This window comes from Nocardioides marmorisolisilvae (assembly GCF_031656915.1).
Taxonomy (GTDB): Bacteria; Actinomycetota; Actinomycetes; order Propionibacteriales; family Nocardioidaceae; genus Marmoricola; species Marmoricola terrisoli.
This window is the reverse complement of the sequence record NZ_CP134227.1, coordinates 1,951,919-1,972,567: the sequence shown is the minus strand read 5'-3', so window position 1 is coordinate 1,972,567 and position 20,649 is coordinate 1,951,919. Positions and strand designations below refer to the sequence as shown.

General features: G+C 70.6%; 25 protein-coding genes and 2 pseudogenes. 11 read left to right on the top strand and 16 right to left on the bottom strand.

The window, feature by feature from the left end:
• Positions 1 to 5: 5 nt before the first annotated feature.
• The gene (locus Q9R13_RS09450; protein WP_310964868.1) at positions 6 to 932 is read right to left on the bottom strand and encodes an alpha/beta fold hydrolase; all 927 of its coding nucleotides are present in this window, start codon (positions 930 to 932) and stop codon (positions 6 to 8) included.
• Positions 933 to 1,029: 97 nt separating this feature from the next.
• On the opposite strand from Q9R13_RS09450, the gene Q9R13_RS09445 reads away from it, so the two are divergent.
• Positions 1,030 to 1,893: an alpha/beta fold hydrolase gene (locus Q9R13_RS09445; protein WP_310964867.1), complete on the top strand. Its 864-nt coding sequence runs from the start codon at positions 1,030 to 1,032 to the stop codon at positions 1,891 to 1,893.
• On the opposite strand, the gene Q9R13_RS09440 is transcribed toward Q9R13_RS09445, so the two are convergent.
• From Q9R13_RS09440 to Q9R13_RS09430, 3 genes are read right to left on the bottom strand one after another with little or no spacing between them, the layout of a single operon-like run.
• Complete coding sequence (locus Q9R13_RS09440) at positions 1,829 to 2,734, bottom strand: carbohydrate kinase family protein (protein ID WP_310964866.1); 906 nt, start codon at positions 2,732 to 2,734, stop codon at positions 1,829 to 1,831. The two genes, Q9R13_RS09445 and Q9R13_RS09440, sit on opposite strands and share 65 nt — an antisense overlap.
• Before the next feature lie 13 nt (positions 2,735 to 2,747).
• Positions 2,748 to 3,773 (bottom strand): class II fructose-bisphosphatase, encoded by a 1,026-nt coding sequence (gene glpX / locus Q9R13_RS09435; RefSeq protein WP_310964865.1) that lies wholly within the window; start codon positions 3,771 to 3,773, stop codon positions 2,748 to 2,750.
• Between the two features lie 34 nt (positions 3,774 to 3,807).
• Positions 3,808 to 5,031, bottom strand: a complete 1,224-nt coding sequence (locus Q9R13_RS09430) for an SLC13 family permease (protein ID WP_310964864.1) — start codon at positions 5,029 to 5,031, stop codon at positions 3,808 to 3,810.
• Positions 5,032 to 5,081: 50 nt separating this feature from the next.
• On the opposite strand from Q9R13_RS09430, the gene Q9R13_RS09425 reads away from it, so the two are divergent.
• On the top strand, positions 5,082 to 5,633 hold the full coding sequence (locus Q9R13_RS09425; RefSeq protein ID WP_310964862.1) for a DUF4245 domain-containing protein: 552 nt from the start codon (positions 5,082 to 5,084) through the stop codon (positions 5,631 to 5,633).
• 12 nt (positions 5,634 to 5,645) lie between these two features.
• Here the strand turns inward: Q9R13_RS09425 and Q9R13_RS09420 are convergent, their stop codons facing one another.
• Positions 5,646 to 5,849 (bottom strand): exodeoxyribonuclease VII small subunit, encoded by a 204-nt coding sequence (locus Q9R13_RS09420; RefSeq protein WP_310964860.1) that lies wholly within the window; start codon positions 5,847 to 5,849, stop codon positions 5,646 to 5,648.
• Positions 5,842 to 7,101, bottom strand: a complete 1,260-nt coding sequence (xseA, locus tag Q9R13_RS09415) for an exodeoxyribonuclease VII large subunit (RefSeq protein ID WP_310964859.1) — start codon at positions 7,099 to 7,101, stop codon at positions 5,842 to 5,844. The genes Q9R13_RS09420 and xseA overlap by 8 nt, the downstream gene beginning before the upstream one ends.
• A 151-nt stretch (positions 7,102 to 7,252) precedes the next feature.
• Between xseA and Q9R13_RS09410 the strand changes: the two genes are divergently transcribed.
• Together Q9R13_RS09410 and Q9R13_RS09405 are read left to right on the top strand one after the other, a co-directional pair.
• Positions 7,253 to 8,266 (top strand): 4-hydroxy-3-methylbut-2-enyl diphosphate reductase, encoded by a 1,014-nt coding sequence (locus tag Q9R13_RS09410; RefSeq protein ID WP_310964858.1) that lies wholly within the window; start codon positions 7,253 to 7,255, stop codon positions 8,264 to 8,266.
• A 5-nt stretch (positions 8,267 to 8,271) separates the two neighbouring features.
• A complete protein-coding gene (locus Q9R13_RS09405; RefSeq protein ID WP_310964857.1) occupies positions 8,272 to 8,892 on the top strand; it encodes an L-threonylcarbamoyladenylate synthase in 621 nt (206 codons plus the stop codon).
• A 53-nt stretch (positions 8,893 to 8,945) separates the two neighbouring features.
• On the opposite strand, the pseudogene Q9R13_RS09400 reads toward Q9R13_RS09405, so the two are convergent.
• The 3 genes and pseudogenes from Q9R13_RS09400 to Q9R13_RS09390 all read right to left on the bottom strand — a co-directional run.
• A pseudogene (locus Q9R13_RS09400) lies at positions 8,946 to 9,254 on the bottom strand (DUF6542 domain-containing protein); the annotation flags it as partial.
• A 123-nt stretch (positions 9,255 to 9,377) separates the two neighbouring features.
• Entirely contained in the window at positions 9,378 to 9,800 is a 423-nt protein-coding gene (locus Q9R13_RS09395) for an HIT family protein (RefSeq protein ID WP_310964856.1), read from the bottom strand.
• Between the two features lie 9 nt (positions 9,801 to 9,809).
• A complete protein-coding gene (locus tag Q9R13_RS09390) occupies positions 9,810 to 10,871 on the bottom strand; it encodes a DNA recombination protein RmuC (RefSeq protein ID WP_310964855.1) in 1,062 nt (353 codons plus the stop codon).
• Positions 10,872 to 10,942: 71 nt separating this feature from the next.
• On the opposite strand from Q9R13_RS09390, the gene Q9R13_RS09385 reads away from it, so the two are divergent.
• Positions 10,943 to 11,848, top strand: coding sequence for a haloalkane dehalogenase (locus Q9R13_RS09385; RefSeq protein WP_310964853.1), 906 nt, complete (start codon positions 10,943 to 10,945; stop codon positions 11,846 to 11,848).
• 105 nt (positions 11,849 to 11,953) lie between these two features.
• On the opposite strand, the gene Q9R13_RS09380 is transcribed toward Q9R13_RS09385, so the two are convergent.
• Genes Q9R13_RS09380 through Q9R13_RS09365 form a run of 4 tightly spaced genes read right to left on the bottom strand, consistent with a single transcriptional unit; the run spans position 11,954 to position 13,866 of the window.
• Positions 11,954 to 12,166 (bottom strand): HTH domain-containing protein, encoded by a 213-nt coding sequence (locus tag Q9R13_RS09380; RefSeq protein WP_310964852.1) that lies wholly within the window; start codon positions 12,164 to 12,166, stop codon positions 11,954 to 11,956.
• A gap of 46 nt (positions 12,167 to 12,212) precedes the next feature.
• A complete protein-coding gene (locus Q9R13_RS09375) occupies positions 12,213 to 12,407 on the bottom strand; it encodes a DUF5808 domain-containing protein (protein WP_310964851.1) in 195 nt (64 codons plus the stop codon).
• Positions 12,408 to 12,446: 39 nt separating this feature from the next.
• The gene (locus Q9R13_RS09370) at positions 12,447 to 13,238 is read right to left on the bottom strand and encodes an exodeoxyribonuclease III (protein ID WP_310964850.1); all 792 of its coding nucleotides are present in this window, start codon (positions 13,236 to 13,238) and stop codon (positions 12,447 to 12,449) included.
• 22 nt (positions 13,239 to 13,260) lie between these two features.
• Positions 13,261 to 13,866: a TetR/AcrR family transcriptional regulator gene (locus tag Q9R13_RS09365; RefSeq protein ID WP_310964848.1), complete on the bottom strand. Its 606-nt coding sequence runs from the start codon at positions 13,864 to 13,866 to the stop codon at positions 13,261 to 13,263.
• Positions 13,867 to 13,912: 46 nt separating this feature from the next.
• Between Q9R13_RS09365 and Q9R13_RS09360 the strand changes: the two genes are divergently transcribed.
• Positions 13,913 to 14,743 (top strand): oxygenase MpaB family protein, encoded by an 831-nt coding sequence (locus Q9R13_RS09360; RefSeq protein WP_310964847.1) that lies wholly within the window; start codon positions 13,913 to 13,915, stop codon positions 14,741 to 14,743.
• Here the strand turns inward: Q9R13_RS09360 and Q9R13_RS09355 are convergent.
• The gene (locus Q9R13_RS09355) at positions 14,736 to 15,383 is read right to left on the bottom strand and encodes a TetR/AcrR family transcriptional regulator (protein WP_310964846.1); all 648 of its coding nucleotides are present in this window, start codon (positions 15,381 to 15,383) and stop codon (positions 14,736 to 14,738) included. The genes Q9R13_RS09360 and Q9R13_RS09355 overlap by 8 nt on opposite strands.
• Positions 15,384 to 15,450: 67 nt before the next feature.
• Here Q9R13_RS09355 and Q9R13_RS09350 point away from each other — a divergent pair, with 67 nt between their 5' ends.
• Positions 15,451 to 16,548, top strand: a complete 1,098-nt coding sequence (locus tag Q9R13_RS09350; protein WP_310964845.1) for an oxygenase MpaB family protein — start codon at positions 15,451 to 15,453, stop codon at positions 16,546 to 16,548.
• Between the two features lie 51 nt (positions 16,549 to 16,599).
• Entirely contained in the window at positions 16,600 to 17,676 is a 1,077-nt protein-coding gene (ychF, locus tag Q9R13_RS09345; protein WP_310964843.1) for a redox-regulated ATPase YchF, read from the top strand.
• Between the two features lie 17 nt (positions 17,677 to 17,693).
• Here ychF and Q9R13_RS09340 read toward each other — a convergent pair whose 3' ends face one another.
• Entirely contained in the window at positions 17,694 to 18,311 is a 618-nt protein-coding gene (locus Q9R13_RS09340) for a site-specific integrase (protein WP_397219419.1), read from the bottom strand.
• Positions 18,197 to 18,553 (bottom strand): phage integrase N-terminal domain-containing protein, encoded by a 357-nt coding sequence (locus Q9R13_RS20265; protein WP_397219320.1) that lies wholly within the window; start codon positions 18,551 to 18,553, stop codon positions 18,197 to 18,199. Before Q9R13_RS20265 ends, Q9R13_RS09340 begins: the two co-directional genes overlap by 115 nt.
• Here Q9R13_RS20265 and Q9R13_RS09335 point away from each other — a divergent pair.
• The 3 genes and pseudogenes from Q9R13_RS09335 to Q9R13_RS09330 all read left to right on the top strand — a co-directional run bounded on the left by Q9R13_RS09335 (position 18,459) and on the right by Q9R13_RS09330 (position 20,578).
• Positions 18,459 to 19,118: a class I SAM-dependent methyltransferase gene (locus Q9R13_RS09335; protein WP_310964841.1), complete on the top strand. Its 660-nt coding sequence runs from the start codon at positions 18,459 to 18,461 to the stop codon at positions 19,116 to 19,118. The genes Q9R13_RS20265 and Q9R13_RS09335 overlap by 95 nt on opposite strands.
• A gap of 220 nt (positions 19,119 to 19,338) precedes the next feature.
• Positions 19,339 to 19,620: pseudogene (locus tag Q9R13_RS20260) on the top strand (MFS transporter); the annotation flags it as partial.
• 16 nt (positions 19,621 to 19,636) lie between these two features.
• The gene (locus Q9R13_RS09330) at positions 19,637 to 20,578 is read left to right on the top strand and encodes an MFS transporter (protein WP_310964840.1); all 942 of its coding nucleotides are present in this window, start codon (positions 19,637 to 19,639) and stop codon (positions 20,576 to 20,578) included.
• Positions 20,579 to 20,649 lie beyond the last annotated feature (71 nt).

Below are 20,649 nucleotides of genomic sequence, written 5' to 3'. Positions count from 1 at the left end.
CCTCGTCAGGCCCGCGCGCGGTCCGCGGTGCGCCGGATCACCTCGACGTAGGTGTCGTACAGGGCCGGGGGGAGGTCGTGCCCCATCCCGTCGAGCACCACCAGCTCCGCCTCCGGGATGGCCGCGGCGGTCGCGCGCCCGCCGGAAACGTGCACCATCCGGTCGGCACTCCCGTGGATGACCGCGGCCGGGACCCGCACCGAGCGCAGTGCGCGGCTGCGGTTCGGCTGCCGCAGGATCGCGACCATCTGCCGCAGCACGCCGCTGGCGCTGACCCCACGGTCGAACGTCTCGCCCGCGCGGGCGCTCGCCTCCTCAGGGTCCTCGGGGTATCCCGGTGAGCCGATCAGCGTCCCCATCGCCAGCGCGTTCTCGATGTAGGCCTCGCGGCTGCGGGCACGCGGGGCGATCATCCGGGGGAGCAGTGCCGGGTGCTGCCAGCCGACGGTCCGACGTCCCGTGGTGGACATGATCGACACCATGCTGGCCACCCGGTCCGGATGCTCGATCGCCATGGTCTGCACGATCATCCCGCCCATCGACGCACCGACCACATGGGCACGGTCGATGCCGAGGTGGTCCAGCAGGCCGACAGCGTCATCGGCCATCGCGCTCAGCGGATACGGCGGTCGGCCGGGCAGGCCGAGGAAGGCCTTGACCAGGTCGGCGCGGGTGACCCGGCCCTCGCCTCGTCCCGAACGCCCGGTGTCACGGTTGTCGAAGCGCACCACGTAGAAGCCGCTTCCGGCCAGCAGCCGGCACAGCCTGTCGTCCCACCAGGTCATCGGCGCGCTGAGCCCCATCACCAGCAGCAGCGGGTCATCGGTGGGGACGCCGTACGTCTGGTAGCACAGCTCGATGCCCGTCGCCACGGGCGCGCGGAGCTCCTCGGAGACGACGACGTCCTTCGATGAGGGCCGGGATGGGGCCACGGGAGGTGTCCTTTCACAGCGGATCGGGCACGTGCAGTCTATGGAAGTTGAACGCGAAATCCGGGCCACGGGGGTGCGGAACCGCTACGTTCGCCCGGTGAGCCCGGCACTCGGCGCATTCCTGCAGCCTGACGGATATGAAGGCCCGCGCGGCCTGGTCGCGCTGTCCCGCGAGGGCAGCGTGGTGGCTGAGGGCCTCCGGATGGTACGGCGAGCCCGAACGGACCGTCGCCGGCGGACTGCCCGGCCGTACGCCGGTCCGCACCGTCGGGCGGCCGTCGACCCGGTGCTGCTGGTGCCGGGATTCATGGCCGGCGACTGGACGCTGCGAGCGATGTCGCGGTTCCTGCGGGCCGAGAGCTTCCGCACGTTCCGCTCCGAGATCCACGTGAACGTCGGGTGCACCCGCGAGGCCGCCGATCGGCTCGAGCGGCGTGTCGAGGCGATCGCGATGCGGCGCGGACGCAAGGTCACCGTGGTCGGACACAGCCTGGGTGGCATGCTCGCTCGGGGGCTGGCGGCACGTCGGCCGGATCTCATCGACGGGATCGTCACCATGGGGAGTCCGGTGCTGGCGCCCGCCGCCGTGCACGAGCTCCTGGTGTTCAACGTCGGCGTCCTCAACAGGCTGACTCGTGCCGGCTTCGGTGGCCTGATGGCCGAGGACTGCACCAGCGGGGAGTGCGCACGGCTCAGCTTCGAGGAGTCACAGGCACCGCTGGACCCGGACATCGCCTTCACCGCCATCCACTCCCGACGCGACGGGATCGTCGACTGGCGGGCCTGCCTCGACCCCCTCGCGACGCACGTCGAGGTGACCAGCAGCCATTGCGGGATGGCCGTCGACCCGCGGGTGATGGACGAGGTGCTCCGGGCGCTGCGGGACGCCGCGCTGGTCAGGGCCAGTCGGCAGGAAGCTCCGGACGCGTCGGGGGCTGTGCCCCTCGCCGCTCGCAGGTGAGGGACGCCGCGGTGCCGGCCGCGGCCAGCAGCCGGCGCAGCTCCTGCTCGCTGCGGGGGAGTCCGGCGCCGTAGCTGCCCAGGGCGCTGGTCTCGAGCAGCACCGTCAGCGTCGCCGCCACGAACGAGTCACCGGCGCCCACCGTGTCCACGACCTCCGTGGGGGGCGCGGGGACGGTCACCTCGAGGCCTTCGACGTACGCCGTGGAGCCGTTGGCACCTCGGGTCAGCAGCACCAGATCGGTGCGCTCGCCACGGAGCAGTGAGCGGGCGATGTCGGCCGGGTCGGCGCCGGGGTGGAGCACCTCGACGTCCTGGTCGCTGAGTTTCACCACGCTGGAGCGGTCGGCGAGCGCCTCGACATCGCGCCAGACCAGGTCGCGGTCCTCGATCAGGGCCTCCCGCACGTTGGGGTCGTAGCTGACCGGTACGCCACGGGCGTAGGCCTGGTCGACCAGGTCGAGCACGGTCGTCCGCCCCGGCTCGAGCAGAGCCCCGAGGGCGCCCACGTGCAACGCGTCGCACGCCGGGAGCTCCTGGGTGGGCAGGTTCCACACCAGGTCGAACTCGTAGACGGCGCCGCCGTGCTCGTCGAGCCGGGCCGCCGCAGTGGCCGTGTGGGACGCGGGCGCCACCACCAGCTCGACGCCGCTGGTCGTGGCGTGCTCGATGATCCGCCCGCCGCGGTCGTCGTTGCCGAGCTGGGTGATCAGCACCGTGGGGGTGTCGAGCCTGCCCAGACCGACGGCGACGTTGAGTGCTGAGCCGCCCACCGCCTCGTGGACGTCGCCATCGGGGTCGACGACGACGTCGATCAGGGACTCGCCGACGACGACGATCACGACGCCGGCCGGCTCAGTGCTCGAAGTCGACGTGGGAGTAGGCGGACAGCTTCTCGAGCTTGTGGTCGGAGTGGATCGCGCGGATCGTCCCGCTGCGCGAGCGCATCACCAGGGAGTGGGTCTCGGCGCCCCGCGGCTTGTAGCGCACGCCCTTCATCAGCTCGCCGTCGGTGATCCCGGTGGCGACGAAGAAGCAGTCGTCGCCGGAGACCAGGTCGTCGGTGGCGAGCACCCGGTCGAGATCGTGGCCGGCATCGATCGCGCGCTGGCGCTCGTCGTCGTCGGTGGGCCACAGCCGTCCCTGGATGACGCCGTCGAGGCACTTCATCGCGCATGCAGCGATGATGCCCTCGGGGGTGCCGCCCACGCCGAGCAGCAGATCGATGCCGGTGTCGGGCCGCGCGGCCATGATCGCGCCGGCGACGTCGCCATCGGTGATGAACTTGATCCGTGCCCCCGTCGCGCGGATCTCCTCGGCCATCTGCGCGTGCCGCGGCCGGTCGAGGAGGACCACGGTGACGTCCTCGGGACGGGTGCCCTTGGCCTTGGCGACGTTGTGGATGTTCTCCCCGATGGGGTTGCGGATGTCGACCACATCGGCGGCCTCGGGCCCGGTGACCAGCTTCTCCATATAGAAGACCGCAGAGGGGTCGTACATCGAGCCCCGGGGGGACACGGCGAGCACCGAGACGGCGTTGGCCATCCCCTTGGCCGTGAGGGTCGTGCCGTCGATCGGGTCCACCGCGACGTCGCACTCGGGGCCGGTGCCGTCGCCGACCTCCTCGCCGTTGAACAGCATCGGGGCGTGGTCCTTCTCGCCCTCGCCGATCACCACGGTGCCGCGCATCCCGACGGTCGCGATCATCACCCTCATCGCGTTCACGGCGACCCCGTCGGCGCCGTTCTTGTCGCCCCGGCCGACCCAGCGACCGGCCGCCATCGCGGCGGCCTCGGTCACCCGGACCAGCTCGAGGGCCAGGTTCCGGTCCGGCGCAGCCCGGTCGACGGCGAGTGAATCAGGCAGCAGGCTCTCGGACATGTGCCCGATCGTATCGGGCTCACGGGGGCGCCGCTCAGGAGATCAGCCTGCTCCAGCCGGCGAGCACGACGACACCGGCGACGATCGCGGGCGGGCTGGTCAGCCAGGCAGTCGCGTGGAACTCGCGGCTCGGCACCCTCACCCGCTCCGCGACGAGGGTACGGCGCCACAGCAGGTTGGCCAGCGAGCCCGTCCAGGTCAGTGTGGACCCCACGTTGATGCCGATCAGCAGCGCCAGCAGGGCCGTCGTACCCAACGGCGCGACCAGCGGAACCAGCAGCAGCGTGGCCGGCAGGTTGTTCACCACGTTGGCCAGCACTGCCCCGAGCGCCGCGACAAGGAGCAGCCCGACGAGGTCGTTGCGGCCGGGCACCAGGTGCCCGAGCACGTCTCCGAACCAGCCCGCGCCGAGCCCCGCCACCACCACGCCGAGGCAGAGCACGTAGACCGCGAACGGCACCTGCGCACTGCGCATCGCGGACCCGGCGCCGCCACGTCCCCGAACCAGATCGTGGACGAACAGGACGACGGCGGCGACGGCGGCCACCCACGCCGGGGCGACGTGCAGCGGCGAGGTGACCACGAAGCCCGCCAGCATCAGAGCCACGACGGCCACCGGGAACCGGGCCAGCGGCGTCCGGCCCGGGGCCGCCGGCTGCTCCGCTCGGGTCGCGGCCCGGTGTCGTGTCCGGAGCGCGGCGTACTCGATGGCCAGCACGACCAGCCAGGACGGCGCCATCAGCACCGCGAACCGACCGAAGGTCAGGTGCAGTTGCGCCATCGCCAGCAGGTTGGTCAGGTTGGCGACCGGGACCAGCAGCGAGGCGGAGTTGGCCAGCCGCACACAGGCGAGCTCGGCGGCGACGAAGCGGGTGGTGGTCGCGGCCAGCACCACCGGGGTGAGCAGCACGACCGTGGCGTCCAGACTGAGCGCGACCGTGACCGCCGTCGCCGTGACGAAGACCAGCAGCAGCATCCGGTCCCGGTCGCCCGCAGCGCCGACCCGGGCGCCGACGGCGGCGAAGACGCCGTTGACCCGGCACGAGTTCGCCACCACGAGGATCGCGACCAGGAAGCCCACCACCGGGGCGAGGTGGCGCAGCTCGGACTCGAGCGGAGCCCGGGGGAGGATGCCGGTGGCGACGGTCGCGCCGGCGGCCAGCAGCCCTGCGCCCGCCTCGACCCAGCCCCGAGGATGCGCGTAGGCCACCGCGAGGAGCACGACCAGTGCGATCAGGGGCACCAGGTCGGCGAGCACGACGTGAGCCTACGGGCGGACGGCCGCAGGGGTGTTGGCAGACTGGGCGCATGCCCGAACCCGCGAAGCCGAACCGCTACGAGCTGCCCGTGTCCAGCATGGTCGGCGCGATGCTGGTCGTGCTCGCGGTCATCGGTGCGTTCGTCGCATGGCGGGCGCTCAACCGTGACAACGAGGGCGTTCGGACGCCGACGGTCGACTACTCGGGATGGGTCCGGGCCGGCCGCACCGACGGTCGGCTGCAGATCGTCGTACCGACCCCGATGCCGAAGGGGTGGCGCGCGACCAGCGCGTCGTACACCGCGGGCGTGAGCCCGCACTGGCATCTGGGCGTGCTCACCTCCGGCAACGAGTACGTCGGGATCGAGGAGGGCATCGCCTCGGTCGGCTCGATGGTGCACCAGTACGTCGACCCGAATGCGCAGCACGGGAAGCCGGTGACCATCCACGGCGTGCGCTGGCAGACCTGGACCGACTCGGGCGGCGACTACGCCGTGGTGCGGCACCTGAAGGCGCCGAAGGGCACCTACCCCGAGACCCTGCTCGTGGTCGGCTCGGCCGCACCCGCGCAGGTCCGCTCGTACGCCGCCTCGCTGCGCTGATCTCCCGCGCCGTCAGTTCTCCGGCTCGGCGCCGAGCACCTCGTCGAGGCGGGCGCGGGCGCCGTCGAGCGCGGTCTGGCAGGTCCGGGCCAGCTCCTCGCCCTTCTCCCACAGCGCGAGCGACTCCGCGAGGCTGGTGCCGCCCTGCTCCAGGGTGCGCACCACCTCGATCAGCTGGTCGCGGGCCTCCTCGTAGGACAGGTCCTGCTCACTCATCGAGGTCCTCCTGCTGATCGGGTACGACGAGCGGCACCGGCTCGACGCTCGTGGTGGTGGCGCCGATCCGGCCGTCGGCCAGGCGCACGTGGATGGTCTGGCCGGCCGCGACCGCCTCGACGCTGGACAGCGCCCGGCCGTCCGCGTCGGAGAGGACCGCGTAGCCGCGCCGCAGCGTGGCCAGCGGGGAGAGCGCGCGGACGCGTGCGAGCTGGTGACTGAGGTCGTCGTTGGCGCGGTCGAGCCGGTGCTCGACGCAGCGACGGGCGCGGTCGCGCAGCGCGCCGACCTCGGCCGTGCGGTCGAGCAGGCCGGTGCGGGGGTCGGCCAGCACGGGTCGGCTGCGCAGCTGGTCGAGGGCGGCGCGCTCGCGGTCCACGCGGGTGCGGAGGGCGTGCCTGATCCGCTCCCGGGCCTGAGCGACGCGCTGGGCCTCCTCCGCCACGTCTGGGACGACCCGCTTGGCCGCGTCGGTCGGCGTGGAGGCACGGAGGTCGGCGACGAGGTCCAGGATCGGGGTGTCCTGCTCGTGGCCGATCGCCGAGACCACGGGCGTCGTCATGGAGTGCACGCACCGGATGAGCGCCTCGTCGGAGAACGGCAGCAGGTCCTCGACCGACCCGCCGCCCCGGGCGACGATGACGACGTCCACGCGCTGGTCCCGGTCGAGGGCGGCGAGTGCCTCCATCACCTCGCGAGCGCAGTTCACCCCCTGCATCGCGGCGTACTTCACCTCGAACCGGACGCCCGGCCAGCGCCGGCGGGCGTTCTCGAGCACGTCCCGCTCGGCCGCGGACGCGTGCGCGGTGACCAGGCCGACCGCGGCCGGAAGGAACGGGAGCGGCCGTTTGAGTGCGGCGGCGAAGAGACCCTCCTCGGCCAGCAGCCGGCGGCGGCGCTCCAGCCGGGCGAGCAGCTCGCCCTCGCCGACCAGCCGGATCTCGCGCACGGCGAGCGAGAGGGTGCCGCGGTTCGGGTAGAACGACGGCTTTGCGTGGACCACGATCTGCGCGCCGTCCGCCAGCGCTGTGGGCAGCGAGTCGACCACCGCGCGTGGGCAGGTGAGGGTGACCGAGATATCGGCCAGCTTGTCGCGCAGGGTCATGAAGACCGTGCCACTGCCGCCGCGTCGGGACACTTGGGTGAGCTGGCCCTCCACCCAGACGGCACCCAGTCGCTCGACCCAGCCCCCGATCGCCTGGTTGATCTGGCGGACCGGAGCGGGGTGCTCGGGGGAGGTCTCGAGTGCCACGAGATGTGACTGTAGACGCGCCGGCCGACAGGCCGTGTAGCCCGTCGCCCCGGCGGCGGCGAGTCCTGGCCGCCCGTGTGTCGATCGACCGGGGGCGGCGTCTTGCCGGGACCCGGGGTCGACGTGGAGGGCGGCACCTAGACTTGGGCCCATGACCACCGACCTGGGCACCCCGGCCGTCCTCAGCCCCGAGGAGGCCGATCGCGCCGTGCTCCTGGCCGCGCCGCGCGGGTACTGCGCGGGCGTGGACCGTGCGGTCATCACGGTGGAGAAGGCCCTGGAGCTGTACGGCGCGCCCGTCTACGTGCGCAAGCAGATCGTGCACAACAAGCATGTCGTGGCCGGTCTGGAGTCCCGCGGCGCGGTCTTCGTGGAGGAGCTCGACGAGGTTCCCGAGGGGCAGACGGTCGTGTTCTCCGCCCACGGCGTCTCGCCGGTGGTGCACGAGCAGGCGAAGGCCCGCGGCCTGAAGACCATCGACGCGACCTGCCCGTTGGTCACCAAGGTCCACCACGAGGCGAAGCGATTCGCCGGCGACGACTACGACATCCTGCTGATCGGCCACGCCGGGCACGAGGAGGTGGAGGGGACGTCGGGTGAGGCGCCCGACCACATCCAGCTGGTGCAGGGTCCCGAGGACGTGCCGGGCATCGTCGTGCGCGACCCCGAGAAGGTGGCCTGGCTCTCCCAGACCACCTTGTCGGTCGACGAGACGATGGCCACGGTCGACGCGATCCGGGCCCGGTTCCCGCATCTGCTGGACCCGCCCAGCGACGACATCTGCTACGCCACCCAGAACCGCCAGTCCGCGATCAAGGAGATCAGCACCGACGCGGACCTGGTGATCGTCGTCGGGTCGGCGAACTCCTCGAACTCGGTGCGGCTGGCCGAGGTGGCGCTGGAGGCCGGTGCCGGAGCGGCGTACCGCGTCGATGACGCCGCCGAGATCCGCGAGGAGTGGCTCGACGGCGTACGCAACGTGAGCGTGACCTCTGGGGCGTCGGTGCCCGACGACCTGGTCGACGGCGTGCTCGGCTTCCTCGCCGACCGCGGCTACCCCGATGCACGCGCCGTGCACACCGCCGAGGAGTCGTTGATCTTCGCGCTGCCCCCGGAGCTGCGGCGCGACATGCGTGCGGCCGCCCAGGCCGCCGACCGGGCCTGACGGCCGTGGCGCGGTACTTCGACGTCCATCCCGTCGACCCGCAGCCGCGCGCCATCGACCAGGTCGTCGCGATGCTCCGCGACGACAAGCTGATCGCCTACCCCACCGACTCGGGCTACGCGCTGGGCATCCAGCTCGGCAACCGGGAGGGGCTCGACCGGATCAGGCGGGTCCGCGACCTCGACGACAAGCACCACTTCACCCTGGTGTGCCGGGACTTCGCCCAACTCGGTCAGCTGGTGCACATCGACAACGCCGCGTTCCGCGCGATCAAGGCCGCCACGCCCGGCCCGTACACCTTCATCCTGCCGGCGACCGCCGAGGTGCCCAGGAGGCTGATGCACCCGAAGAAGCGCACGGTCGGTGTGCGGATCCCCGAGCACCGGGTCGTGCGGGCCATGCTGGAGCAGCTCGGCGAGCCGTTGCTGTCATCGACGCTGATCCTCCCCGGCGAGCAGGAGCCGATGACCGAGGGCTGGCTGATCAAGGAGGAGCTGGATCACTGGTTGGACGCGGTGATCGACGCCGGCGACGTGGTGCCGTCGCCGACCACGGTCGTCGACTTCTCCGGCGGCGCTCCCGAGATCACCCGGTACGGCGCGGGTGACGCTTCGCGGTTCGAGTGATCTGACCCGGGCGACGATCCGGCCAGCGCACGGCGCCCGATGACGTGGTGCCGGATGGCAAGGACGAGCAGGACGAGCACGTAGCCGGCCATCAGGCCCGAGGCACTGTGCGCCAGCGCGGAGATGACGCCCTGGACATAGCCATTGCCCTGGTCGGCCACGGCGCCACGAGCCACCAGGGACAGCACCACGGCACAGCCCAGGAGGAGCAGCGGAGGCAGCACGCCCACCCGGAAGAAGTCCTGGGGGCGAACGGCGAGCGCCGCCAGCAGGCAGACCAGCGCGAAGCCGATGTCGAAGACGAGACTGATCCGCTGGGTGACCAGGAGGTCGAGCCCGGCGAGCAGGACACACAGCAGCACCGAGAAGCGGGTGACCCGGCTACCGGACCACCGCCCCTCCTCCCACAACGTGGGTGCGTTCACGTCTCCACGGTAGGGCGGTCACGGCGTGGCGGTGGGCGCCACGCCGCACCGCGCCACGGGTCAGTCGCCGTTGGACAGGGCGCGTGCGGCGTCGGCGATCTCGCCGGGGTCGCCGGGCGCGGGCACCCAGGGCAGCTGGAGTCCGTCGCGATGCGGACCGTCGGCGTACCGGGGAACCACGTGCAGGTGGAAGTGGAAGACCGTCTGCCAGGCAGCCGCCCCGCAGCAGTTGATCAGGTTGACCCCGTCGGCGCCGAGGTTCTCCATCGCCCGCCGGGCCAGCTCCTGGGCCGTCGAGAGGCACGCGGCGAGGTCATCGGGACCGATCGCGGTGAGATCCTTGGAGTGGGCCTTGGGGATCACCAGGGCGTGGCCGTGGCTGCCGGGGTTGATGTCCATGAAGGCCAGGGTCTGCTCGTCCTCGATGACCTTGGTGGCGGGCAAGTCGCCGGCGATGATCTTGCAGAAGATGCAGTCGGTCATTGCCGCAGGCTACCGGCGGTGTTCGCACAGCTCGATGGCGGTGAGCGGCCGGGCGGCGCGATCGACCGGGGGGACGGGCGACAGCGGGGCGTCCGTGACTCCGATGTCCTCGAACTGGCGGGCGGTGACGAGCACTCGGGACTCCAAGGAGCCGACCGTGCCGTTGTAGGCGTCGACCGCGCCGGACAGCGCCTTGCCGAGGCGGGCGAAGTGGCCGCCCATCGTGGACAGCCGGTCGTGCAGCTCGCGACCGAGCTCGTGGATCTCCCGGGTCGACTGCAGCACGGTCTCGGTCGTCCAGCCGTGCGCGACCGTGCGCAGCAGCGCGATCAGGGTCGTCGGAGAGGCCAGCACCACCTTGTGGGTCGCGGCGTACTCGATGAGGGTCGGGTCGGCACCGAGAGCGGCGGACAGGCAGGACTCCGAGGGCACGAACATCACCACGAACTCGGGGGTGCTCGGCAGCGCGGACCAGTAGGCCTTGGACGACAGCGCGTCGACGTGGTTGCGCACCTGTCGCGCGTGCCGCTGCAGCGGCACGACCTGCTCGTCGTCGGGTGCGCTCAAGGCGTCGAGGTAGGCCTCGAGGGGGGTCTTGGCGTCCACCACGACCGACCGGCCGCCGGCGAGACGCACGACCAGGTCGGGACGCAGGGAGCGCTCGCTGCCGACGAGGTGCACCTGCTCCTCGAAGTCGCAGTGCGCGACCATGCCCGCCGCCTCCACGCAGCGGCGCAGGTGCAGCTCGCCCCACTGCCCGCGCACGTGTGGTCGCCGCAGCGCGGTCGCGAGGGCCCCGGTCTCGCGCCGCAGAGAGTCGGTGGTGTGGCGCACGTCGTCGACCTGTTGGCGCAGCTGGCTCTGCCAGGAGACCCGCTGGTGCTCCAGGTCGCGCATTCGCTCGTCGAGGCGGTCGAGCCCATCGCGGATCACGGCCTGGTCCTCGCCGCGCGCCGACAGGGCGCCGACCAGCCCGGCGTCTCGACCGGACCGCTGGCCGAGCAGCAGGCCCAGGACCAGGCCGACCACGACGCCGATCGCGACACCCAGGACGAGCAGCAGGATCTCCATGCGGTCAGGCTGGCACGAGCCACCGACATTGATCGGGACCCGGAGCCCGTCGGCAGCGGTACGGTCCCCGGATGGACATCCTGCGGACCCCGGACGAGCGATTCGCCGACCTACCGGACTGGCCCTACCAGCCGACGTACCTCACCACGTCCGACGGGTTGCGCGTCGCCGCCGTGGACGAGGGGCCACGGGACGCGCCGGTCGTGCTGCTGCTGCACGGCGAGCCGTCGTGGTCCTACCTCTACCGTCGGATGATCCCGGTGTTCCTCGACGCCGGCCTGCGCGTGGTCGCTCCCGACCTGGTCGGATTCGGCCGCAGCGACAAGCCCGCCGCGGTCGACGATCACACCTACGCCCGCCACGTCGAATGGCTGCGCTCCGCGCTGTTCGACGACCTCGACCTGCGCGAGGTGACGCTGGTCTGCCAGGACTGGGGTGGCCTCCTCGGGCTGCGGCTGGTCGGCGAGCACCCGGACCGGTTCGCGCGCGTCGTCGCGGCCAACACCGGCCTCCCCGACGGCAGCTACCGGTTGGGCGAGGAGTGGTGGAGCTTCCGTGACTTCGTGGTGCGCACCGAGGACCTGCCGGTCGGGCTGCTGGTGCAGTTCGGCTCCGGCACCGAGCTGGCTCCCGAGGTGGTCGCGGCGTACGACGCGCCGTTCCCCGACGTCACCTTCAAGGCCGGCCCTCAGGCGATGCCAGACCTGATCCCCCAGGAGCCGGACGACGTCGCGGCCGCGCCCGCGGCGGCTGCCTGGGAGGTGCTGCGGAGGTTCGACAAGCCCTTCCTGTGCGCGTTCAGCGATGGCGACCCGATCACCCGCGGTGCCGACGCGCTGTTCACCGGGCAGGTTCCCGGTGCCGCGGGCCAGCCGCACACCACGATCACCGGCGCCGCCCACTTCCTGCAGGAGGACCAGGGCCCCCAGCTCGCCGGCGTGGTCGTCGACTGGCTGCGCGGCCTCGGGGTCTGCTGAGGTCGCCGCTCTCGGCTCCGTCTCGTCGGCCAGCCGACACGCGTGCCGCGGTTCCGCTCGAACCTCTGCCCGTAGTGGTCCCAGCGACAACAGCGCGCAGGCGGGTCACCCCACGGACATCATCTTCTGGATGGCTTGGCGCGAGACTCCCAGCTCTCGGGCGATGTCGGCCTGCGAGAAGCCGTCATCGAGGAGGCTCTGCATCAGGTCGCGCCGCATCGCTGAGAGTCGTCGGGCCTGCCGGGCGTGCTCGATAGCCTGCGCGCGCACGTCCTTGATCTGCTCGATTATCGCCATATGGTCCGGCGAGTTCGTCATGGATACGAGGATGACAACCTGGGGTTGCCATGTCAACCACTGGTTGTCAGCGGTTTCCGGTGACCGCCATGACAACGACGAACACGCAGACCGCTGCGAGAAACAGCCACGACACGGGGTGGCCGAGGTTCAGGGTGCGGCCGATCCCGAGTCCGAGCTTCTTGGGCACCAAGATGCGCGGATCGTCGCGGTTGAAGTAGATGGTCCCGGCCAGCCAGTGTCGGTCGTCGTCCTCCCTCACAACCTCACGGTAGTCCCCAGGGTCAGGAAAGCGTGAGCCTCAGTCGGCCAGGTCGACGACGACCGGTGCGTGGTCCGAGGGGCTGCCGGCGCCTCGGCTCGGGTCGCGCTCGTCACGGTCGACGAACGCGCCCGTCACCCGCTCGGCCAACGCGGGCGAGCCGAGCACTAGGTCGATGCGCATGCCGCGGTTCCGCTCGAACCTCTGCCGGTAGTAGTCCCAGTAGGTGAACCCCTCGGGCCCGGGGGTGTGCGGGCGGACGACGTCGACGTACCCGTCGTCGAGGAAGCGCTGCACGGCGGCGCGCTCGGGAGGGGTGACGTGGGTCGACTTCGCGAACCGGGTGATGTCGAAGACGTCGTCGTCGTGGGGCGCGACGTTCCAGTCGCCGACCAGTGCGGTCGGCCCGTCGAGCCAGCCTGCGGCCGCCTCGCGCAGCCGCCCCAGCCAGTCGAGCTTGTAGACGTAGTGCGGGTCGTCGGGCTTGCGGCCGTTGGGCACGTACAGCGACCACAGGAGTACGCCGGCGCAGCGCGCACCGATCGCCCTGGCCTCGGTCACCAGCGGGTCGCCCCAGCCCGGTGCCCCCTCGAAGCCGGCGGTGACCCCCTCGAGGCCGACCCTGCTGATCAGCGCCACGCCGTTCCATTGGTTGAACCCGCTGGCAGCGACCTCGTAGCCCAGCGACTGGAGACCCATCAGCGGGAGCTGATCGTCGCGGGCCTTGGTCTCCTGGACGGCCAGCACGTCGACGTCCTGGCGCTGCAGGAACTCCTCGACGCGTCCGATCCGGGAGCGGAGCGAGTTGACGTTCCAGGTCGCGATGCGCATTCGGCGAGGGTATCGGCGACGACTACCGGCCCAGCACCATCGGTGCGATCACCCGGCGGGCGTAGTCGCGCATGCTGGCCTCGGTGGTCAGCCGTGGTGGTGCGTCCGGGGTGAGCAGCAGCGACTGGGCGATCCGGGCGAAGGTGCCGGCGAGGTCGTCGATGTCGTCGACGTGGGTGTTGCCGACGTACGCCCGCAGCCGGCGCATCCGATCCGCGGCGAGCGTGCTGGCCAGCGCGATCACGTCGCCGGCGCGCAGGGTCAGCCCGGCCAGGGTCTCGTCGGGGTCGACGTCGAGCAGCTGCCGCAGCAGCTTGTTCTCGCGCAACGCGGTGATGGTGACGGTGAAGAAGGCGGCGACGTACTCGGCGGCGTCGAAGTCAGCGGACGCCGGCCCCGGGTCGGGCACCGGCCCGATCGCCTGCTCGATCGCGGCCAGCACCCGCTGCGCCTCGTGGACGTACGTCGCGCGGACGATCTCCTCCTTGGTGCCGACCCGGCGATAGATCGTGGCCCGGTTGACCCCTGCCCGCCGGGCGATGTCGTCGGCACTGCTGCGGCGTACGCCGGCGGCGACGAACTGGTCGCGGGCGGCGTCCAGGATCGCCTCGACCGGGTGCTCCTGCATCCGCGAAGTATTGCACGATTGCAACAAAGACTGTTTCAATGTCGCAATGACCGCGACGACCGAGCCCGCGCCCCAGGCTGCTCCCGACCCGGCGCGGGGGCGGCTCGGCATCGCTGACCTGCTGCACGAGCCGGCGCTGCTGCTCGGCTCCGGGTCGGCGGTGATGCTCCAGCTCGCGGAGTGGGGAGTCGGCAAGGGGGTCGCCGAGCACTCCACGACGATGGATCGTCCCTTCGACAGGCTGCGGACCACGCTGAGCTACGTCTACGTGATGGGCCTGGGCACGGACGCCGAGAGGCAGGCGATCGCCCGGATGGTCAACCGGGCGCACGTGCCGATCCGCGGTGAGGGCTACTCGGCCTTCGACCCAGAGCTCCAGCTGTGGGTGGCCGCCACGCTCGCTGAGGTGGGCCTGCAGATGTACGAGAAGGTCTTCGGCCCGCTGGACCCTGACACCGCGGAGCGGCTCTACCGCGAGGGCTGGATCTACGGCACGGCGCTGCAGGTGCGCGAGGACATGTGGCCGCCGACCCGCGCCGAGTTCGAGCAGTGGTGGGCTCGGAAGGAGGCCGGCTTCCGCTCCGACGAGCAGATCCGCCGCTACGCCGCCGGCCTGCTCTCCACCAGGGAGGCCACGTGGCTCGTGCGGCCGGTGCTCCCGCTGATGAGCCTGATCACGCGCGGCAACCTGTCGCCGCATGCCCGCGACGTCCTCGGGTTCACCTGGTCGGCCCGCGACCAGCGCCGCTACGACCTCGTCTGGAGGATCGTTCGCGCCGTCTACCCGCGGATGCCGCGGGCGATGCGTCGGCTGCCCGCCCGCGTCGCGATGGCCGAGGTGCGCTGGCGGATCCGCAGCGGCCGACGGGTCATCTGACTCCTCTGACCCGGCGCGGCCGCAGCCCCACCACCAGCAGTCGCACCGCCTCGATGATGCGCTCGGGCTCGAAGCGCTGCGGCTCGTCGAGCAGGATCCGGCCGAAGTGCTCGGCGGTGGCCAGCAGCAGGTGGGAGACCACCTCGCTGTCGACGACCGGACCGCCCCAGACGGCCGTCCCGAGGTCGACCAGTTGGGCGATCCGGGCGCGGATCCGCTCCCGGTCCGCCTCCACCCGCTCGCGGACCTCGCGCGGCGTCCCGCTCGGCGCGGCGAGGATGGGGCGCCATAGGTCGGGATCGCGCTGCACCATCGCGATCAGCCCACGCACCACGTCGACGAGGAGCGCCTCGGGGTCGGCGAGGTCGGTGCCCGTCGAGAGCACCTCGTCGAGCTGGGCGAGGGCGCGCTGCTGCGATCGGTCGAGGAGGGTGTGCAGCAGCGTGCCGAGGCCGCCGTACGCCGCATAGACCACCGGCCGGGTGACACCGGCCTCGCGGGCGATCGCGTCGACAGAGACGGCGTCGTACCCGTCGCGGGCGATCAGCCGGATCGCGGCGTCGAGGAGTTGCTCGCGACGCTCCTCCAACGGCATCCGCTTGGCGTAGGGGCGCCGGGCCGGGCTCGTCGAGGTGGGCACTTCCCAAGATTACTACACATGTGTAGATTCGCTCTCACATTACTACACGACTGTAGGAAGTGACGTCATGGCGAAGGTCCGACGCAGGTCCGCCGAGCAGTTCGAGGCGCCCGCCGACAACGGGTTCTTCGGGCCCGGATCGGTCACGTGGAAGGTCTGGGGCTACCCGACCTCGGTGCTCACCGGCTTCCAGCGCTCGGTGACCGTCGAGGAGCTCGACCCGCACCTGATCGCGGCGGTCGAGGCGTCGGGGGGAGTCCGGGAGCGTCCGCGCTCGCGCTACGACCGCACCCTGCGCTACTTCGCCCTGATGGTCTTCGGTGACACCGCGACCACGGCCAAGGCCGCGGACGTCCTGGTCAAGGTGCACTCGAAGGCGATCGGCACGGATCCGGTGACCGGCCGGCGGTACGACGCGAACGCGTCGGACTCGCAGCTGTGGATCCACATGACCGCGTGGCACTCGATCCTCTACTGCTACGAGAGGTTCGGGCCGGGACCGCTCCCGCCCGAGGAGGAGGCGCAGTACTGGCTCGAGTGCGCGCGGTCGGCCGAGCTGCAGACGATCGACCCCGCCGACGTGCCGCGCAGCCGCGAGGAGGTCCGTGCCTACTTCGAGCAGTGGCGGCCGCGGCTGGCGGGCTCCGAGGCAGCCCAGTCCATGACGGCGTTTTTGCTGCGCGGTGACGTGATCTTCCCCGAGGACATGCCGTGGTGGCAGCGGCCCGCCGGTCGGCTGCTCGCGCGCGCCGTGCGGATGCAGACGATCGCGACCTATCCCGGGTGGATGCGTCGAATGTTCGGACTGCGCCAGCCCCGGATCGTCGACTGGGTGGTCACCGTACTGTCGCGGCCGGCGTACCGCGTCGTGCACCGGCTGCCGCGGGTGCAACTGACCATCATGCGGATCATCTCTCCGTCGACGGTGCCGATCGCCGCCGTACCGCTGTTGGGCATCCCGGCCCGCTCGCAGGTCACGATGACGCCGCGCGAGGCCCAGGCCCGCTACGGGTACGACGTCCCGGCCCGTGCCCACCTCGACCTCCGCGCTCGCCAGGAGCAGCGCGTCTTTGGGTCCGGTGAGGCCCCCAGCGATGAGGGCCTGGTCGAGTCCGAGTCGCAGCTGGGCTCCCTCGACCCGGGGCGGGCCGGCATCCCGGCCTGAGCGGGCGGCCGGTTCGAGCGCGGTCGCCTGCGGCACCTAGACTTCGCCCACGTGGCCCTCACCATCGGAATCGTGGGACTCCCCAATGCGGGCAAGTCGACGCTCTTCAACGCCCTGACCAAGAACGACGTGCTCGCAGCGAACTACCCGTTCGCGACGATCGAGCCGAACGTCGGCGTCGTCGGCGTCCCCGACGAGCGGCTCACCACCCTCGCCGGCATCTTCGGGTCCGCGAAGGTGATCCCGGCGACCGTCGAGTTCGTCGACATCGCCGGCATCGTCGCCGGCGCATCCAAGGGCGAGGGCCTGGGCAACAAGTTCCTCGCCCATATCCGCGAGTCCGCCGCGATCTGCCAGGTGACCCGGGTGTTCCGCGACGAGGACGTCACCCACGTCGACGGCAAGGTCGACCCAGCCTCGGACATCTCCACGATCCAGACCGAGATGATCCTCGCCGACCTGCAGACGGTCGACAATGCGCTTCCCCGGCTGGAGAAGGAGGCGAAGATCAAGAAGGAGACGCAGGCCAAGGCGGCCGCCGTACGCGAGGCCAAGGAGACGTTGGAGGCCGGTACGCCGATCATCGCTACGTCGATCGACCGGGACCTGATCCGGGAGCTCTCGCTGCTCACCGCGAAGCCGTACCTCTACGTCTTCAACTGCGACGCCGACGAGCTGGCCGACGAGGAGCTCAAGCAGCGGATGCGCGACATCGTCGCGCCGGCGGAGGCGATCTTCCTCGACGCCAAGTTCGAGTCCGAGCTGGTCGAGCTGGACGACGAGGACGAGGCGCGGGAGATGCTTCACGAGATGGGCGTCGACGAGCCCGGCCTGGACGTGCTTGCCCGCGTCGGCTTCGAGACCCTCGGGCTGCAGACCTATCTGACCGCGGGCCCCAAGGAGTCCCGCGCCTGGACCATCCGCAAGGGCGCGACCGCCCCCGAGGCCGCCGGCGTGATCCACACCGACTTCCAGAAGGGCTTCATCAAGGCTGAGATCGTCTCCTTCGACGATCTGGTCGCCGCCGGCTCCATGCAGAAGGCCAAAGAGGCTGGCCGGGTCCGGATGGAGGGCAAGGACTACGTGATGGCCGACGGTGACGTCGTGGAGTTCCGCTTCAACGTGTGAAAGCCCAGTTCAGACGCCTAATTGTCTCCTGTTGCCCCGTTCTTGCCCCCGCCAGGGGCCAGGACCTCCTGGGCGAGCGTGGCCGCGGCCTTCCTGGTCTTGTCCTCAGCAGAGGGCCAGAGATGGCTGTACGTCTCCAAGGTGGTGCTCGCCTTCGCGTGCCCGAGTGCCCGCTGGACGGTCACGACGTCACACCCGGCTGCGATCAGTCCAGAAGCGTAGAAGTGCCGGAGATCGTGCAGACGGATGCCTTCTTGGCCTGCCGCGACGAGTGTCTTGCGCCACCAGTAGCCGATCGTGTTCTGGTGCGGCGGGTTCTCCTCGCCGCCTGCGAACAACCAGTCGCCGCGATGGCCGAGCTCGAGGTGGCGCGAAAGTACCGCTAACAGGTCATCTGGGGGCGGAACGTCACGCTCGGACCCGTACTTCGGGAGTCGGATCTCCACCTTGCCGGCCCCTGCGCGTTGGGCCTGACGCCGGACGCGGAGATGACGACGCAGGAAGTCGACGTCATCGAGCTTCAAGGCGGCGGCCTCGCCGAGCCGCAGCCCCGCGAACGCACAGACAGCGATGAACGCAACGAACCGCTCATCGGCGGCATCGATGATCGTCCGCACCTGTGCCGGTGTCGGTATCTCCATCGAGGCTTCACGCTTGCGCTGGCGGGGAGCCGGATGCCGGTGGTCGGGTCGCCGGCGATCACCTTGTCGCGGATCGCGGCCCGGAATACGGATCGGACGTTGACGAACCGAGTCTTGACTGTCCCGGGGGCGAGGCCCCTCATGGACATCTCTTTCACCCAGGCCTCGACGTGGGAGGGCCGAACCTTCCGCAACTCGAGATCCCTAAACGTCGCGTCGCGTGCCGCGAGTGACATGGCCTTCAGGGTGAGCCGACTGTTGGCGCGCCGGGGCGCACTGGTGACGTCGATCGAGCCGGCCGAACCGCTCTTCGGTCACTCCGTTCGTATGGAAGAGCAATTGCAGCAGGGGATCGAGTTGATCCAGGCGGACCTGACCACCGCGCGGCTTGACCGCCAGTTCGACGCCGTCGTGGCCAATATGGTGCTGTTGTCGATCGACGACTGGGAGTCGGCGTTCGAGGTCTGCGCGAGCGCGCTTCGTCCCGGAGGGCGGTTGATCTTCTCGATCGACCATCCCATCGTTAGCGCTGCCCACAACGAGTGGCGAAGCGAAGGCCGACTGTGCATCAGCAACTACATCCAGATTCGACCGGTTCCAAGGCCCGTGGCCACTGACTTTCACCGGCGCCTCAGCGACTACTTGAATGCGCTCCGCCGGCACGGTCTCTGGTTCGAACGCATCGAAGAACCCACGTTGCCCTCCGAGGCCCTTGCAGATTCCGACGCACCGCCACACGCTGCACTGCTGCAACACTTGCCGCCCTTCGTGGTCGTCTCAGCGGTGAAGGCCAACCAGTAGGCCGTTGAGCCAAGCCAGCACCTGCACGCCCCTGCTGCGCCGATTTGGTCAGTTGCCGCAAGCGGATCCCCTTCCGGAAACTTCGGGCGTTCCAGCCGGACGTCAGCGAACTGGATGCGACGTCCCCGTACGTCGTTCGCCTTGCGGGACGTCACCTCAGGCTGATGGCGGGTCGACTCGCAGCGCACCGGAGCCCGGTGCTGTCAATGACTGTGATGGGATGAGAGCCAACCACCGGCGGCAGGAGATGACAGTGGCGGACGCCCCGTTCGGCCGCTACTGGGCGGCCGCGACGATCAGTTCGTTCGGCACCTCGGTCACGACTGTGGCAATGCCGGTCCTGGTCATCCAGAAACTGCACGCATCGTCGTTCTCCGTTGGTGTCGTCAACGCCGCCCAGTTCGTGCCCTACGCGGTCCTTGGACTCGTTGCCGGCGTCTACGCCGATCGCTGGCGGCGGCAGCGGATCCTGGTGTGGAGCAGCCTCGGACGGGCGACCACGCTGGGGGGCGTTACCGGTGCTGTGGGCATTCGGGGCGCTGGAGGTATGGACGCTCGTCGTGCTGCTGTTGGCGTTTGGCGCGTTCTCGGTCTTCGCATTCGCTGCCACGCAGTCGCTGCTGCCGCACCTGGTCCCTCGCGATCGACTGGTCGTGGCCAACGCCCGGCTCGACCAGAGCGACGCTGCGGCGCAGACCCTCGGCCCTGCACTCGGTGGCGGCCTGGTGGGTCTGCTCGGTGCGCCCGTCGCCATCGCGGTCGATGCGGTCAGCTATCTCGTGGATGCCGTGCTGAACACCGGACTTCGCGTTGACGAGTCACCTCCCGACCACGCCGGTGAGCGGCGCCTACGACGCGAGATCAGTGAGGGGGTGCGATGGACCTACCGGCACCCCACCCTGGCTCCATTGGCAGTGTCGACCCACGTCTGGTTCGTCGCCAACGCGGCAGGGTTCACGGCGCTCACAGTCGTCGTACTGCGCCAGATGGGTCTGTCGGGGTTGGTTTTCGGACTGCTGGTCGCGTCCAGTGGGGTCGCCAGCCTCGTCGGCGCAACCGTCGCGCTCATGGTCGGACGCCGTCTCGGCACCGGACCGGCGATCATCGCGACGCGATCGATCCACCCGGTTGCATGGATCTTGGTCGCCGCGGCACCCCACGTACCAAACGGTGTGGTGCTGCTTGGCGGAGCGTTAGTGCTCCAGGGCCTCGCGATGGGCGTCGAGAACGCCAACGACACGGGCTATTGGCAGATGGTCACTCCCGATCGATTGCTCGGCCGGGCGAATGCCACGAGACGCTCGGCGAACCGTTCGGCGGGAGCACTCGGCGCCGTCCTCGGCGGGCTAGCGCTGACCCTGTTCGACGAGGGTCTGACTCTGATCGGGGTGGCGGCTTTGTCCGCGGTTTCGGCGATGATCGTTGGCCTGTCACCCATGCGGACCGTTTGCGTTACATGACTCGCAGACTGCGCGATCATGCGGGCGACGAACAGATGGCGTGCGCTGTGGCCAACCAGATCTGCCGCGAT

Bases quoted from the DNA above. Each gene is read 5' to 3' on its own strand.
- glpX (WP_310964865.1), bottom strand. From the start codon at position 3,773: ATGTCCGAGAGCCTGCTGCCTGATTCACTCGCCGTCGACCGGGCTGCG.
- Q9R13_RS09425 (WP_310964862.1), top strand. From the start codon at position 5,082: ATGCCCGAACCCGCGAAGCCGAACCGCTACGAGCTGCCCGTGTCCAGC.
- Q9R13_RS09420 (WP_310964860.1), bottom strand. From the start codon at position 5,849: ATGAGTGAGCAGGACCTGTCCTACGAGGAGGCCCGCGACCAGCTGATC.
- Q9R13_RS09410 (WP_310964858.1), top strand. From the start codon at position 7,253: ATGACCACCGACCTGGGCACCCCGGCCGTCCTCAGCCCCGAGGAGGCC.
- Q9R13_RS09395 (WP_310964856.1), bottom strand. From the start codon at position 9,800: ATGACCGACTGCATCTTCTGCAAGATCATCGCCGGCGACTTGCCCGCC.
- Q9R13_RS09390 (WP_310964855.1), bottom strand. From the start codon at position 10,871: ATGGAGATCCTGCTGCTCGTCCTGGGTGTCGCGATCGGCGTCGTGGTC.
- Q9R13_RS09385 (WP_310964853.1), top strand. From the start codon at position 10,943: ATGGACATCCTGCGGACCCCGGACGAGCGATTCGCCGACCTACCGGAC.
- Q9R13_RS09380 (WP_310964852.1), bottom strand. From the start codon at position 12,166: ATGACGAACTCGCCGGACCATATGGCGATAATCGAGCAGATCAAGGAC.
- Q9R13_RS09370 (WP_310964850.1), bottom strand. From the start codon at position 13,238: ATGCGCATCGCGACCTGGAACGTCAACTCGCTCCGCTCCCGGATCGGA.
- Q9R13_RS09365 (WP_310964848.1), bottom strand. From the start codon at position 13,866: ATGCAGGAGCACCCGGTCGAGGCGATCCTGGACGCCGCCCGCGACCAG.
- Q9R13_RS09360 (WP_310964847.1), top strand. From the start codon at position 13,913: ATGACCGCGACGACCGAGCCCGCGCCCCAGGCTGCTCCCGACCCGGCG.
- Q9R13_RS09350 (WP_310964845.1), top strand. From the start codon at position 15,451: ATGGCGAAGGTCCGACGCAGGTCCGCCGAGCAGTTCGAGGCGCCCGCC.
- Q9R13_RS09335 (WP_310964841.1), top strand. From the start codon at position 18,459: ATGGACATCTCTTTCACCCAGGCCTCGACGTGGGAGGGCCGAACCTTC.
- Q9R13_RS20265 (WP_397219320.1), bottom strand. From the start codon at position 18,553: ATGTCACTCGCGGCACGCGACGCGACGTTTAGGGATCTCGAGTTGCGG.